This is a genomic window from Legionella sp. W05-934-2, assembly GCF_964199965.1.
Lineage (GTDB): Bacteria > Pseudomonadota > Gammaproteobacteria > Legionellales > Legionellaceae > JAFIFT01.
Genome location: NZ_CAXMZT010000006.1, coordinates 187,734 through 202,926 on the forward strand (window position 1 = coordinate 187,734; position 15,193 = coordinate 202,926).

Here is a 15,193-nt window from a genome sequence, read left to right on the forward strand (position 1 = left end):
TACTCACGGTATTTTTAATTTTTTCATGATTTCATTCTGCATTATTTTAGCTAAAGCCATGCATGTTTTTTCCCGCCCTGCCCCATTTCGCCATAGTAATGCCAATTCTCTATACGGTTTTTTACCTTTTTGTGGTATCAACTTGACAGGTTGATTAACCAAGATGCCACTTTCGATGGCTAACTTAGGCACAAAGGTAACGCCCATGCCGTGGGCAACCATCTCAGTGAGGGTGTGCAAGCTGGCTGCTTTGAAGGGATGGATTAAGCGTTTATCACGAATGGTGCACGCTTGTACCGCATGTTGACTCAGGCAGTGTTCATCTTCTAATAGCAAAACACTCTGATCGGGCCAAAGATTCATGGAATGATGATAAAAATCCGGGGAGTCTTGTGCTGGCACAACGAGATAGAAAGGGTCGTCACATAAGTGATGACAGTGAAAATCCGACGTGTCATACGGAAGTGCTAAGAGTAAACAATCCAAGTCGCCTTTTTCCAGTGATGCTAACCCTTTTTCAGTCGTCATTTCTTTGACATATAAGTTTAGGCAAGGAAAAAGCTTTTGGCATGCTGTCATGATTTCGCTGATGATAAATGGTGTTATCGTTGGAATACTGCCTAAGATCAAATCCCCATGCATCGGTTTATTTTGCTCATTAATATAATCAACCAGGGAGCTCGTTTGTTTGACAATTTCTACGCTCATCGATACAACCGCTTCGCCTAATGCGGTAAAGCGAAACTGTTTATGCTGGCGCTCAATTAACATGGCATCCAGCATCGCTTCTAATTGGCTGATTCCTGCGCTTAACGTTGACTGAGATACAAAACAAGCATCAGCCGCTCGACCAAAGTGCTGATAGTCGTGCAAAGCAATGAGATATTGAAGTTGTCTAAGGGGCGGTAACTTTTTCATCGTTTTTTTCGATTAGGATTATCGATATATTTCATTTTATTTAATTATCATACAACACTATAGTTTAAATGTAACCATTAATAAAGGAGCAAAGTATGCTAACAGTAGGTCAAAAAATCCCTGATTTTTCGGTGGTCGCCGTTAAACCTGGTTTTAATGAGCATGAAGAAAATGGCAAATCGGCCTTTGAACAAATTACTCAAGATAGTTTTCCAGGCCAGTGGAAAATCCTATTTTTTTATCCAAAGGATTTTACCTTTGTCTGTCCAACGGAAATTGTCGAATTTGCGAAATTAAATGCCGAATTTTCGGATAGAGAAGCGATTGTGCTTGGGGGTAGCATTGATAATGAATTTTCCAAACTCGCCTGGCGCAGAGACCATCCAGATCTTAATCACCTTGACCAATATAGTTTTGCTGACAGTCGCGGGCAATTGACAGACGGCCTTGGAATTCGAGATGACGCTTCAGGCGTTTCATTACGGGCAACCTTTATCATCGATCCTGATAACATCATTCAGCATGTCAGTGTTAATGGGTTGAACGTTGGTCGAAACCCCCAGGAAATCTTACGCATTTTAGATGCCTTGCAAACGGATGAATTATGCCCATGCAACAGGCAGATAGGTGGAGAAACGTTGCATGTTTAAGGGGGATGATATGAATTTTGAGCAATATAAAAATACACTTCCGGATTATGCAAAAGACATCAAATTAAATTTGAGTAATTTGCATAGTCAGTATGAGCAGCAAGGTCTCAATGCAACCCAATTTTTTGGATCAGCATTGGCAGTTGCCTATGCCTTAAACAATCCTGAGCAAATTAGGCTATATGAAGCGTTTGTGAATGACATTGACTCGTCAAATTTACGCCAAGCGGTTAAAACAGCAACAACCATCATGGCAATGAACAACGTCTATTACCGAACCATACATTTAGCCGGCGATAAAACGTTATCGAGCTTGCCAGCTGGATTGCGAATGAATGGGCTCAGAGGGCATGGGATCGATCAAAACGATTTTGAGCTCTTTGCCCTTGCTGTTTCAGCCATAAATGGCTGTGGTATGTGTATTCAAAGTCATATCAAGCAATTACTCGAGCATGGGATCACCCTGCAGGCTATCCAAACCACCCTACGCTTAGCTGCCGTATTATCAGCAGCGGCTCAGGCAGGAACAATTGCTTAGAAAATTGGGCCAGCACATGGCCCAATCCAATTTTATAAGTCGTTCATAACCACGCTAACGATTTATTATGCACACTCTGCTCTTTTTTTGTCTATAATTATTACATACAATAACGATAAGGATAGACAAATGTCATCAAGTGCTTCCTATGGACATATTAAAGCGATTCACGGATTATTACTGAAAATAAGCGCTAACGGGCAATCCCACCTGGCATTGCAAGGTGAGGAAATAAGCGCCGACGATACGCTTACGCTTCTTAGTGGGAATGCATTTATACAAATGGGGGATAACCCTCTCACCAAACTTTCCGACTACACTAGTATTCCGGTTAAATCATCGGAAAAATCGGAAGTTCCTGCTGGCAAATTGAAAGAGCATCAACTCATTGAAGAAGGGTTAAATGAAGGAAAGGACATTGGCGATATATTAGCATCCTTGGATGATCCCACAGCGGGTGAAGCACTTCCCCAATCGGGTGGTGCTAATTTTTTTATTCAACAACCTTCTTATAGCTTAGGCGCTGTTTCAGCAGGTTATGAGACATCCAATTTTGAACAAAGTACAACGACATTCGGCAGTAAAACACTGTTATACCAACCTAATAGTGAGAGTAGCGAAAGTAGCTTTGCCAGCGTAAGTAGCACTACAGTAGGCCAAGTAACATCCGCGATACTTCCACCTACCGTACAAATGCATAGCAATGACTTAATTTCATTATCTCGCAGTGGGTTAGACTCAAGTCCTTATGGAAGTTCCGAGGTCGCTGAATATCTATTAAATCAATCAAGAGATGGGAAGGCGGTTACCAGCGTTCCTATCAATGGTGTTGATTTATCCAATTTAGCCATGCGTGTTGAAAGCGATATTACCGTATCATTTATTCGTGAAGGAGCTGGTTACCAAAACATCATTGGATATTACTTATTTGATCCCAGCACAGGTGAAATCCTTACCGGGAAAGAAAATTCGGGGTTACTATGGATCAACTCCAGTCAAAGTGGCAACAATCTTATTTCTCAACCTTTTGGTGCCAATACTTTAAAACAATCTGTGAGTTATACCATCGAAAGCGTGCCTGAAGGAGTGGCTGTCGGATTTTTCTTAATTGGCGATGGGTTTAACTATTTAAGTAACAATGAAAAAAATAGCTTAAAGACCTATGAGGATATGTACGAACTCAATGAGCATATTGAACTTTCTATCAATAACGGTACCGCCTTAGTTACGTTTAATGATGGCGACAATTTTGTGGTGTTTGAAGGTCGAGGATTGTATTTTACCCATGATGATTCACTCAGTAGTGATGGCATAACCCATTCATTAAGTGGCGTATCGTTTAACAACAACATTGCAGAAACGCTTCGAGGTAAGCTGATTGTGGGATTTGAAGACCTATTAAATGGCGGTGATAATGATTATGAAGATATTATATTCAGTGTTGATTTTAATAATGATTTAGCATCATTTGTTGGTGATAGCCGACCTATCGTGCGTGCCATAAACGTTGCAGACAATGCCATGATAGCTTCGTTGACTTTAATTGCATCGAATCTACTCGAAAATGATGTCATTAACTTCAAAGAAAGCAATAACACATTGACAGTGCTAGGCTCTCAGGGTGAGCTGACTGTTGTCTATGACGATATTAATTATCAATTCGATTATGAATTATCCATCGATGGCAACGCGATTACCTATACATTTCTTGCTCAGGGTGAAAGCGAGACAACGTTTGCGCCTGCTGGAGCGTATGAGCTTCTTGCACAATCACTCATTTTTAAACCCTCCACCGAAAGCGGAACAGATGGTGTTCGGATATTTAGTGGTTATGTTGTTGATGAAAATGGGTTACAAAGCGATTTTGACCATGTCAATTATATGGTTGAAGTCGAAGAAACCTTGCAAATTGATATTGCTGAAAGTGCGGGCATACTTGATTTCAATGCAGGCAATGACATGTTACTAATTAGTAACGAAGATGTTGAGCTCGACGACCAAAGCCAATTTTCGGGAGGAACTGGCTTAGATACGATAAAGCTAGATGGTTATGGCAACATGTCGTTTGATGCACAATTTTTTAAAGATCATTTTGCCGGTGGCTGGGAAAAAATCGATATGACCGGCGAAGGAAACCAAGCCATCAATTCGATTACGCTGGATGCAGAAGCCGTGTTTAGTTTAATCGATGAATCAGAAAATACCTTAACCATCACCGTCGATGATAATGAAGTACCTGTGTTACAGATTGTGGGTGATGAATTTGATAAGGTAACCCTAAAAAATGCGGCCGAAATATCTAACTCGGGTAATGCCGGTAAACTATATGAATTTAGCAGCGATCCGGGCGTCTATGTGCAAGTTATCAGCGCAAGTGGCCCTACAGGCGACCTTCCAATCATCGAAACACCGATTGCTTAATGATATCCCCAAATTAAGTCAAAACGCTAACACTATCCCCGTTCGCTGTAGCAATAGCCCATACTTACCCAGCGCATAAGGATAGCACTCCCACACTAGCCTACAGCTAATGTGGGCTAGTGTGGTATCTCTCTATATCAATTAATTCCCACAAGTTAGGGTATCACCCCAATTTCCTTTCTCCCAAGAACAAGAAACACCTTGAGAACCGGGGCCACTTGCATAGGAACAAGTTGCACTGCAACTACCCGAAGATGCCACAGGATTGGTAATGGAGACAACTCCCCAACCAAACGCGTTAAAGGGACAACCTTTGGTGCTGATAGAACCGTATTTTGAAATTTGGTCATACATTTGCCCTTTATCAATATCACAACTCGCTGCAAAGCTACTTTGAACAAAGATAACAAAGAACAAACATACAACTTTTAGTACTGCTTTCATATTTTACTCCATTTTTTATTATTAATCATCGACATATCGATGAGTTGAGAAAGATATCATAATCAACTCAAGATTCAATTGAAAATTTGTTAACTATCGTTTTGAGAAAAAATCGCTTTACGAGAAAATCCCAAATCTATGAAAAAAGAAGGAATTGATAGAGAAATCCTGCAAATTTTAAGCATTGGCTGATAGCTTTCACTATCAGCTACTTTCAGATAAAGGATTCTTATAAGAAATTAAATGCCGACAGTCCTTGGATCATCGCAAACGTCTGCTGCGCGGCTTGCAAGTAGATACGCTGAAGATTAAGTTCAACCGCAACAGAGGGTAAATCAACATCTTCTAGCTTTGTTTTTATTTCAATGGATGTATCAATCAGATCTTGGTTAACAAATTCAGCAATATCCAATTGATTTAGCCTTGCACCCACATCGGCTTGATGGTTGAGAAGGTTATCCAAGGCCGTATCCAATTGTTCCATCATTTGGTTATTTTCGGTTTGAATAGCTGCCTTATCAAAATTATTCACGCTGGACTTCTCTAAGTTGGCTACCATTCTGTCGATGGTTGCAAACACTGACTCATTAACGGAAGGCTGCAAGGAAAAACTATCGCCTGCTTGTGGGACACCGGTAAATTTGATTTCAATACCATTAAAGCTGATGGTATTGCCGCTCTCATACAAGGGCGCATCATCTGGTAGCCCAGTTGGTGGAATAATATTACCACTGACAGCACCTGACACCAACACAACCATATCCCCTGCCGTATTCGTAGTAAATGAAACCGTATAGTCATCTTCGACATAGGAAGCTTCTTGTGTCACTGCACCTGACGTTGCCACGACGGTTCCCGCATTTCCTGGTTGAGTGACCGTAAAACGACCATTTCCATTAGGTAAACGCATATATAAGTCTGAGCCGGTGTCATTTAAAGCCACTCTTAAACCAAGCGTCACATCCTGGCGAAGAATTAATTCATCACCACCATAGACAAATTGACCAGCCCCGTTTCGAGAGATTGTCGCCACGTTGGTTCGCGAACCCGAAAAAATATACGATCCATCACTGTCTTGGGTATTAGCAAGACTAACTAATTGATCTTGTAACGAACGTGCTTCAGCAGCGATTGTTTTCCTATCTTCATCAGACAGAGCACTATTGCTTGCTTGCAATTGAAGCTCCCTTAGCCGTTGTATTACATTAATTGAGTTATCTAAAATACTTTCTTCAAAGCTTAAAATTCCTTTCGCTGACTCATTGTTATCTTTAAGTCGGGTTGCGGAATCGATTCGTTTGTTTAACTGTTCGATTTGCGCAGCGGCAATGGGATCATCCGAGGGAAACTGAACGCGTTTACCAGTGGATACTTGTTGTTGCAACTCTAATAACCGTTGCTGTTGAACCTGCATCGAGTTGACACCACGTAAAAATATTTGATTTGTCGAAATTCTCATACCATCACCTTGTGTCTGATGAATACAATTTGTTTAAAACGCCTGGTAAAGGACATTTAATATTTCCGATGAAATGCGTAACAATTGACCTGCTGCCTGATAGGCTTGTTGGAATCGCAAGATGTTCGCTGCTTCTTCATCTAAATTAACACCACTGATACTTTCTCGATAATCCACTGCTTGCTTATGTAATATATCGGCAGATTCAAAGCGAAGTTGAGCCGAATAAGTACTTCCACCCACATCAGCCACTAAACCCGCGTATTTATCAAACAACGTTGCGCTTCCACTTTCAAATAGCTTGCTGCCTTGAATATCATTTAACATTAATCCGTTCCGATTATCACCCGCACTGCCCGAATTATAGGTCATGTTAAACACATCTCCCGTATCCGGCGCCCCTGAAATAATGACTGAATAAGAAGGCGTTACCCCATCGGGGATAAAAATCTCATTATCTTGATTGGGAGTATAAGCAAAAGGACCAGTCGTTACGGCGTCGGTCACATTAACGATTTGGTATTGGTTAGGACCAAGAAACTCAATTCGATAATCTTTTTGCACTTCCGTCGTGTTTAGCACCGTCCCAAGATTAATTTTACCAGTACCAGTATTGCTCAATGGGCTTTCAGTTCGTACGGCAGCAGCCAAAGCAATTTGAGAGGGATCATTGACTTCGAGGCCTAATTGCCCAGCCGCATCCCGTAATGGCGTCAACGAATAGCTGTCATTATCAACCAGATTGCCAACGTCATCAAAGGTAATTCGTAAGCCATCTATGACCACCTGTCCTGCCGGTGGCGCTGGTGGCGTATCAGTCCAATTCAACGTGAAAGACTGTCCATCGGATTGTCGTATGACCCGCACTTCATTGGTTGCTGTATCACTAACGACCAATTGGTAATCACTTAACTTTGTTTGGCCGATATCTGTTATTTCTACCGATAAAACCCCTGTTCCCGCGTTGGTGGGAGCCGCAATAGAACGGTTAAGTTGTAACGTTGGGTCATTAAAATCGGTGAAGAAGTCCCCACCTAAATTATCATTCAAATCCACGCCAAGATGATGTTGTTGGTTAAAAGCCATGGCCATACCGATAGCCATTTGGCCTAACAGTAGATTTGCCTTATCCAGAATATTGCTTTCATACTCAAGCAAACCACCAAGCTTTCCTGTTGTAATGCTTTCCGTAATATTAATCGAACCACTGCCATTATTGAGAAATATTTGCGTGCCCACTTCACCTGCCGGCGACGGTTGAATTTCTAAAACTTGGCGAGTGCTTCCAACAACTAATCCCTGCCCTTTTCCAATAAACACATTCACCGCCCCTGTATCGGTTTCAGTCGTACTGACTGAAGTATACTGAGACAATTCTTTTAATAATTCATCTCGTTTATCCAGCAGATCAGGCGAGTTAGGGGATAATCGCAATTGTTTGTTAATTTCAACGATGCGTGAACTGATTGAATTAATTTGATTAGCCGTTAATTCGATTTGCGTTTGATTCCCTCGGACTTGATCATCGAGTTGCTGTTGCATTCGATTAAACTGATTCACGAGCAATTCACTTTGCTTTAACATGACATTGCGAGAAGAAATACTGTCAGGGTTTTCATTCAATTGAGAGATTGTATTAAAAAAGTCTTGCATGCTGGCTGAAACGGAAGTGCCATCTCCCGATAATAACTTATCGATCTGCAATGCCTGTTGATAAAAGGCATCATACTGCGACATCGCCGTTAATGTTTGGCGAACTTGCATATCGGCGAAGCGATCACTATTACGATAGACGCCATCAAACGATACACCGGTTCCAATAAACGAACCAGCTACCAACTGAGGTTTGCTACCACTTAATATCACCGATTGTCGGGAATAGCCAGGGGTATGGGCATTCATGACATTGTTACTGCTAATATCTAAACCACGTTGAAACGCATTTAAACCCGACACCGCAATTGATAACATATCCGTCATGATTTATCTCCCTGCTGCATAACATTAGCAACGTGTTCCATCGCTGCTTGTAAGTTTGGATTACGATAAATTTGTAAAATCTTATCTGCATAACTAGGGTCTGTCGCATACCCCGCTTTTTGCAATCCTTGAATGAAATGCTCACTATTGCCGTGATGATTGAGCGCTTCTTGATAACGTTGCGATCCTTTGATTAAGTTAACAAAGTCCTTAAAACTTTCTTCCATATTGTCGTATCGCTTAAAGTATTGATTCATCTTAATAGGTTTATCGGCCAAAAACTCCGTTGTTTTAATTTTTACAGCATTACTATCGGTTTGCTTTGCCTTGATATTAAATAGATTATGCGAGCTATTGCCTTGACTATCCTTTGCTGTGAATACACCCCAACCTGTTTCAAGTGCCGCTTGCGCGATCAACATTTTCTCATCAATACCAAGCACCGAGGCCGCTTGCTCTGCATAGGGCTTTAATTGCTTAACAAAGTCAATCACATAATCAGCAAGGTTTGTTGAGTCCTTAGCGGGTGGCAATGATGCTGGCGCGCTCAGTGGGTTAATTTCTGTTGGTTGATTCGCTTTTTGCTGTGTTGATAATCCTAAAGCGATGGGAGCCGAAATCAACGGTTTGATTTCGGATGGTTCGCTTGCTTGCTGCTTCGACAATTGCTGAATCATCATTTGGCTTAACCCAATCCCTTTGCCCTGACTAATTTCCATCGCAAATTGACCATCAAGCATTTCTTGAAAGGTGTCCTGTGCGGCTGATCGAAACGGACTGTCTTCGTCTAATACTTTTTGGCTTGAACGCATGGTATTTAATAACGTTTGCAAAAACAACGCTTCAAACTGGCGCGCCGCCTCAGGTAATGCTTTATTACCATCACGTCGGGCGTCGGCCAATAAGGTGGTTAGCCCTTGAACATCATGTATTGCCATGCTTGGATGGGTCATGATTTCTCCTATATGACAATCAGCGTTGCACTTAGCGCACCAGCACCTCGAAGTGCTTCCAAGATAGCGATAATATCGTCTGGGCCAGCACCAACGGCATTAATGCCATTGACGATCTCTCGCAAGCTGGTTCCTTCGCGCATTAAGAAAGCACGACTGCCTTGCGTTTCAACATTAATTTGAGTTTGTGGCACAACAACGGTTCGACCGCGGGCAAACGCATTGGGCTGACTGACCTCTCGGTTTTCACTGATTGTCACCACTAAATTACCGTGAGCAACCGCTGCTTGTTTCACCATCACATTCTGATTGATAATAACCGTTCCCGTTCGGGCATTGATGATAACTCTTGCTGCTGCATCGGCCGGATCAAACTCAATGTTTTCCAACACAGACACATAGTCAACACGATATGCCACTTTTTTAGGGGCAGTGACTTTCACTGACGTTGAATCCACCGCACTGGCAGTGCCTGGCCCCATCATTTGATTAATCGCATCGGTCATGCGTTTTGCAGTGGTAAAATCAGGGGTATTTAAATTGAATGTCAATGAGTCCGAAAAATAAAACGGATTAGGGATAGCTTGTTCAACGGTGGCGCCATTGGGAATGGTTGCGCCACTGGGAACGTTTACCGTCACGCTTGACCCATCTTCTCCACTTACCCCAAGTCCACCAACCACCAAATTACCTTGCGCCATGGCATAAGGTTTACCATCAGCTCCTTTAAGTGGAGTCATTAACAGCGTGCCTCCTCGTAAACTCTTTGAATTACCAATGGATGATACATTCACATCCAAGGTTTGGCCGACTTTTTTAAACGAGGACAAATTAGCCGTCACCATGACAGCAGCAATGTTTTTAGAATCTAGCTTGATGCCAGGCGGGATATTGATGCCCAATTGGACTAACATATTGCGGAAGCTTTGCTCTGTAAAAGTAGTCCCAGAACGATCCCCGGTCCCATCAAGGCCAACCACCAAGCCATAACCCACAAGCTGGTTATTGCGCACACCTGCTAAGGTTGCCACATCTTTGATGCGTTCCGCCTCAGCGATAAGGCAACTTAGGCTTATAAAGGTCAATGTGATTATTTTTATTATTTTTATCATAGCCATTCTGCCATTAAACAGGGAATAAAGGCCCCCATAAGAATCGGGAGAACCATCCTTGCGCATTGGTATTATTCACCTGACCAACCCCGCCATAAGTAATTTTCGCATTCGCCACGCGATCTGAACTAATTGAATTATCCGGTGTAATATCAACGGGTCTTACAATGCCCGATAGGCGAATATACTCTTTACCCTGATTGATCCCAACCCACTTCTCACCTTGTATCACCATATTGCCATTGGATAACACTTGTGCCACCGTGACAGAAATGCTACCACTTAATTCGTTATTTTGTATCGATTGTGCGTCCCCATCAAATTGCCGTTGCGTTTCAATATCAAAGTCAAAATTGTAATTATGTCCCAAATTGATTGGTCGACCAAAAACAGTATTATTGGTAATTTGTATATTGTCGTTCTTCCTTTGACGACTCGTGGCTCGTTTTTGCCCTTGTGTTTTTTCCACCAAACGAATTGTCAAAATATCACCGACATGGCGAGCCCTTGGTGTTTCAAACAAGGGAATCGTTGTTTCAGGATTATAGATAGCGCCATGCACATAGCGACTTTGGTTTGGATTCGGCGTCGCTGGATAAGTAGGCGCATAATCCGGATCTTTTCCTGGCGATGGTGGGGATAAAGCCTCACAACCCACCAACAATGCCAGAACAGATATCAGCAACAATCCTCGCTTAATCATACCGATTCCTTAGTTATAAGGTTTGAGTGATGTATTGCAGCATATTATCAACCGTCTGAATGCTTTTTGCGGTAATTTCATAGCTTCGTTGAGCTTGGATCATATTGACCAGCTCTTCGACAACATTCACATTCGACGCTTCCAATGCACCTTGTTGAAGCGTTCCAAGACCGTTGCTCCCTGGAATTCCCTGCTGGGCAGCACCACTTGAAACCGTTTCAAGAAACAAGTTTTGCCCCATCGGCTGTAATCCACTGGGGTTGATAAAATCGACCATTTGTATTGAGCCTACTTGGTTTGGTGCGTTGCTTCCGGCAATGACAGCACTTACTGTACCATCTTTTCCAATCGTCACGCTGATTGTTTGCTGAGGAATGGTAATGGGTGGCTGCAAAACATAACCACTATTGGTCACTAATTGTCCTTGAGAATCGATATGGAACGTGCCATCCCGGCTATAAGCTTGGGTCCCGTCGGGGAGGAGGATTTGGAAGAAACCACGTCCTTCAATCGCCATGTCAAACGCATTACCCGTATTTTGAATACTGCCTTGATTAAACAGCTTTTCAGTGGCAACTAATCTCACCCCTGTTCCCATATTAATACCGGTGGGGATTTGACTATTTTGTGAGGAATTGGCACCTGCTTGCTGTAAGTTTTGATAAATCAAATCTTCAAAAATAGCACGACCTTTTTTATAACCGGTAGTATTGACGTTCGCCAAGTTATTGGCAATGGTTGCAATATGGCTATCTTGCGCTTCAAGCCCCGTTTTACTCACCCAAAGTGCTGGTTGCATATCAACCCCCTTTTCTTATTATTCTAGTTTTATAGCTGCAAAAGCTGTGCCAACCTGCGGCTATTTTCTTTCAAACTTTGCACATCTTTCATTAATTGTTCATATTCTCGGCTATGCTCAATCATATTGACCATTTGTTCAATCGCATTGGTGTTACTACTGATTAAAGCCCCTGTTTGAACCTGTAAATTGGGGTCTGATTCAATCACGCCCCCGTTTTTTAAACGAATCAAGCCCTCACTATCTTTGATTACTTCTTGATTATCAATTTTAACCAGTTTTAATCTGTCTAAAACTGCCAGTTCATTGGGGTTGGCCCCAATTGGGAGAATCGAGATAGTACCATCTGTCCCAATATCGATTTTTTCAGCGGGTGGAATGGCTATTGGTCCACCATCCCCCAAAACAGGTTGTCCTGTTGCTGTCGTTAATGTGCCATTTTCATTAATGCGGAAATTCCCCGCTTGTGTGTAACTTTCTTTACCATCTTTGCCTTGAACAGCAAACCAACCCTCAAGAACAGCCACATCCAGCTCACGGCCAGTTGTCATTAAGGTCCCTGGCGTGAGATCCGGGGTGGAGCGTTGCCCTACCACCATCGATTGCGTACTCCCCAAAGGCCCACTCAAAAGCATTGATTCAGCAATGACGAGATCTTGCTTAAACCCGGGCGTATTTAAGTTGGCTAAATTATGACTGCCAACCGATTGACGGTCTAAGTCGAGTTTTGCACCGTTGATGGCGTTATATAGTACCGGATCCATGGCTTATCCCCTCATTAACGAATATTAATAATGGTTTGAGTCACCGCATCAGCCGTTCGAATGGTTTGTGCATTGGCTTGGAAGTTTCGTTGCGCACCGATTAGATCAACCAACGAGGAGGTTAAGTCAACATTGGAATTTTCTAAGGCGCCGGATTCAATCAACCCAAGACCTGCAGCGCCTGGATTACCTAAAATGGGTTGGCCTGACGCGGCTGTTTCTGCCCAGGAGGTGTTCCCAAGCTGCTGTAATCCATCCAAATTGGTAAAGTTTGCTAGTTGCACTTGTCCCAGTGCTCGGTTTACCCCATTGTTATAACTGGCAAAAATAACCCCGGCGTCATCAACCCCCAGACCATTGATTTCACCCGAGGTATAACCATCGGTCGATGGGTTTCGGGTTGCCCCGGATAAACTGCCAAATTGGGTTGAGTCGGATAAATCCACGGCTATGGCCAAATTGGCTGCCCCGTTGGATAAGGTATGCGTTAAATTAATTAACCCACCAGCCACTTGTGCACCCGCAACCGCACTAAACGAACCATCGCTGTTAAAGTTAACGCGGTTTAAGTTAGCTGAGTTTTCTGTTCCCCCTAATGCGGGAACATCCGTGCCATCGATTTGAAACGCCACATACCATTGGTTATTAGTACTCGCTGGCGTCGATCCGTTTGGATCGGCTGGGGTTCCGGCCGCATCGGCTTTGATAAAATACATCGATAAGGTATGTTCATTACCCAAGCTATCATAGACAGTCATGGAAGACGTGTAATTATAGGTGTCTGACGCGGGTGAAGCACCACCTGGCCAAGCAACGGTTGGCGGTGTGCTATTAGAATCTAAATTAAATCCAGCGGTTGCCGTTGTACTAGCATTCGCTGGTATATTGGACGTATCAACTTGCAAGTTACTACTAACACTTGAAATATTTCCGCTAGCATCAGCCGAGTAGCCCACTAAGCGTTGGTTATAGTTATTGATAATATACCCTTGATTATCAATGTGGAATTGACCAGCGCGACTGTAGATTTGAGCACCTTGATCTTGTAAAACAAACAAGCCCGATCCATTGATACGCAGATCCAAGGCATTATTCGAGTCGATTTTGGTTCCTTGTCCAAAATTTTGTTTAATATTGGCCAAACGAACACCTGTCCCCACGGTATTGCTACCTCCGCCCAATGGCCCCGCTGAATACAAATCAGCAAACTCACCTCGTGAGGATTTAAATCCAACCGTGGATGCATTGGCAATATTATTACCGGTAATCTCTAACTGCTTTTGTGCGGCTTGTATACCGCTTATCCCTGTACTAAAGACCATGATTTGCCTCCTGGCTTAGCTAGTAATTTCCCTAACGTCATCTAAAGAAACAGACCCAATTCCCGCAATATTTAAGCGAACACCTTCCCCATTTTGTCCAATGCTGACTGAATCAACACTGGCTTTGGTCATGGTATTTAATGCGACCCCTTTACCGAGATAACTACCGGTGACAGCAATTCGATAGGTGCCCGCTTTTTGACGGACGCCTGAATTATCCATGCCATCCCAATTAATGGCCATTTCAGCTTCCGACGTCGATCCTAACGAAATTTGACGAACGATTTCCCCTTTATCATTATAAATAGTGGCTTTCATATCGGTAATGCCACTGGGAACTTGCACCATCGCTTGCGTTTCACCTTCCTCAGGAAGGGCAAACTTATCGCTATTAACCATCACTTTTTTACCCACAAGTGCTGTGGCCTGTAGCGCATGTGCCGATTGCAATGATCCAGCTAAATTCGCCAAAGATTTTTGCATTTTACCAATGCCATCGGTGGTGCTAAATTGTGCCATCTGAGCCATAAAATCCCCATTGGTTTTTGGATCCATGGGGTCTTGATTTTGCACTTGTGCAATCATTAAGCGTAAGAAATCGTCTTGCCCAAGTTCCTTTTTCTGCTCGGTGGCTTTAGGCATTAAATCAAACCATTTGGTTGCACCTGTACCATTGACTGAGTCTGAACTCATTGTTGTCTCCTTATTCGCCTAAATGCAGTGTTTCTTGCATTAATTTCTTCGCAGTACCCATAATTTCTAAGTTCATTTGATAACTTTGAGAAGCAGATATCATATTCACCATCTCTTCGACCCGACTAATGTTGGGGGCATACACAAACCCTTCACTGTCTGCAACTGGATTATTTGGCTCATAGCGCTTGACCGGATCGGAATCGCTTTCATAAATTCCATCTAATTTGACCCCACCCAGCTTATTTTCTTCACTCATTAATTGACTCGCTTGCGCCTGAATAGCCCTAAATATCGGGTATTTCGCTCGGTATACGCCTTCTGGCGTCCCTGAAACGGCATTCGCATTGGTAATATTCGAGGTAGATGTGGTTAGGCGCATCGTCTCAGCAGTTAATGCCGTGCCAGCAATATTAAATATATGATTCAGTGCCATT

15 protein-coding genes are annotated in these 15,193 nt (G+C 42.8%); 3 read left to right on the top strand and 12 right to left on the bottom strand.

Annotated elements, in window-relative coordinates; translation table 11 throughout:
- Positions 1-3: 3 nt before the first annotated feature.
- Positions 4-918: a hydrogen peroxide-inducible genes activator gene (locus AB3348_RS08870; RefSeq protein WP_367607237.1), complete on the bottom strand. Its 915-nt coding sequence runs from the start codon at positions 916-918 to the stop codon at positions 4-6.
- Between the two features lie 95 nt (positions 919-1,013).
- Here AB3348_RS08870 and AB3348_RS08875 point away from each other — a divergent pair, with 95 nt between their 5' ends.
- From AB3348_RS08875 to AB3348_RS08885, 3 genes are all read left to right on the top strand, one after another.
- Positions 1,014-1,568 (top strand): peroxiredoxin, encoded by a 555-nt coding sequence (locus tag AB3348_RS08875; RefSeq protein ID WP_367607238.1) that lies wholly within the window; start codon positions 1,014-1,016, stop codon positions 1,566-1,568.
- Positions 1,569-1,578: 10 nt separating this feature from the next.
- Positions 1,579-2,106: a carboxymuconolactone decarboxylase family protein gene (locus tag AB3348_RS08880; RefSeq protein ID WP_367607239.1), complete on the top strand. Its 528-nt coding sequence runs from the start codon at positions 1,579-1,581 to the stop codon at positions 2,104-2,106.
- A 129-nt stretch (positions 2,107-2,235) separates the two neighbouring features.
- Positions 2,236-4,527, top strand: a complete 2,292-nt coding sequence (locus AB3348_RS08885; protein ID WP_367607240.1) for a DUF4114 domain-containing protein — start codon at positions 2,236-2,238, stop codon at positions 4,525-4,527.
- A 141-nt stretch (positions 4,528-4,668) separates the two neighbouring features.
- On the opposite strand, the gene AB3348_RS08890 is transcribed toward AB3348_RS08885, so the two are convergent.
- From AB3348_RS08890 to flgC, 11 genes are all read right to left on the bottom strand, one after another.
- Positions 4,669-4,971 carry a hypothetical protein gene (locus tag AB3348_RS08890; RefSeq protein WP_367607241.1) on the bottom strand — a complete coding sequence of 101 codons (303 nt, stop codon included), beginning with the start codon at positions 4,969-4,971 and terminating at the stop codon, positions 4,669-4,671.
- Positions 4,972-5,200: 229 nt separating this feature from the next.
- Positions 5,201-6,430: a flagellar hook-associated protein FlgL gene (gene flgL / locus AB3348_RS08895; protein WP_367607242.1), complete on the bottom strand. Its 1,230-nt coding sequence runs from the start codon at positions 6,428-6,430 to the stop codon at positions 5,201-5,203.
- 33 nt (positions 6,431-6,463) lie between these two features.
- Positions 6,464-8,410, bottom strand: coding sequence for a flagellar hook-associated protein FlgK (gene flgK / locus AB3348_RS08900; protein ID WP_367607243.1), 1,947 nt, complete (start codon positions 8,408-8,410; stop codon positions 6,464-6,466).
- A complete protein-coding gene (flgJ, locus tag AB3348_RS08905) occupies positions 8,407-9,363 on the bottom strand; it encodes a flagellar assembly peptidoglycan hydrolase FlgJ (protein ID WP_367607244.1) in 957 nt (318 codons plus the stop codon). Before flgJ ends, flgK begins: the two co-directional genes overlap by 4 nt.
- Positions 9,364-9,371: 8 nt before the next feature.
- On the bottom strand, positions 9,372-10,475 hold the full coding sequence (locus tag AB3348_RS08910) for a flagellar basal body P-ring protein FlgI (protein WP_367607245.1): 1,104 nt from the start codon (positions 10,473-10,475) through the stop codon (positions 9,372-9,374).
- 13 nt (positions 10,476-10,488) lie between these two features.
- Positions 10,489-11,175 (bottom strand): flagellar basal body L-ring protein FlgH, encoded by a 687-nt coding sequence (gene flgH / locus AB3348_RS08915; RefSeq protein WP_367607287.1) that lies wholly within the window; start codon positions 11,173-11,175, stop codon positions 10,489-10,491.
- A gap of 16 nt (positions 11,176-11,191) precedes the next feature.
- Entirely contained in the window at positions 11,192-11,977 is a 786-nt protein-coding gene (flgG, locus tag AB3348_RS08920) for a flagellar basal-body rod protein FlgG (protein WP_367607246.1), read from the bottom strand.
- Positions 11,978-12,006: 29 nt separating this feature from the next.
- Positions 12,007-12,741, bottom strand: coding sequence for a flagellar basal body rod protein FlgF (locus AB3348_RS08925; protein WP_367607247.1), 735 nt, complete (start codon positions 12,739-12,741; stop codon positions 12,007-12,009).
- 14 nt (positions 12,742-12,755) lie between these two features.
- Positions 12,756-14,063 (bottom strand): flagellar hook protein FlgE, encoded by a 1,308-nt coding sequence (gene flgE / locus AB3348_RS08930; protein ID WP_367607248.1) that lies wholly within the window; start codon positions 14,061-14,063, stop codon positions 12,756-12,758.
- 15 nt (positions 14,064-14,078) lie between these two features.
- Complete coding sequence (locus AB3348_RS08935) at positions 14,079-14,756, bottom strand: flagellar hook assembly protein FlgD (RefSeq protein WP_367607249.1); 678 nt, start codon at positions 14,754-14,756, stop codon at positions 14,079-14,081.
- A 10-nt stretch (positions 14,757-14,766) separates the two neighbouring features.
- Positions 14,767-15,192: a flagellar basal body rod protein FlgC gene (gene flgC / locus AB3348_RS08940; RefSeq protein ID WP_367607250.1), complete on the bottom strand. Its 426-nt coding sequence runs from the start codon at positions 15,190-15,192 to the stop codon at positions 14,767-14,769.
- Between the last annotated feature and the right edge of the window lies 1 nt (position 15,193).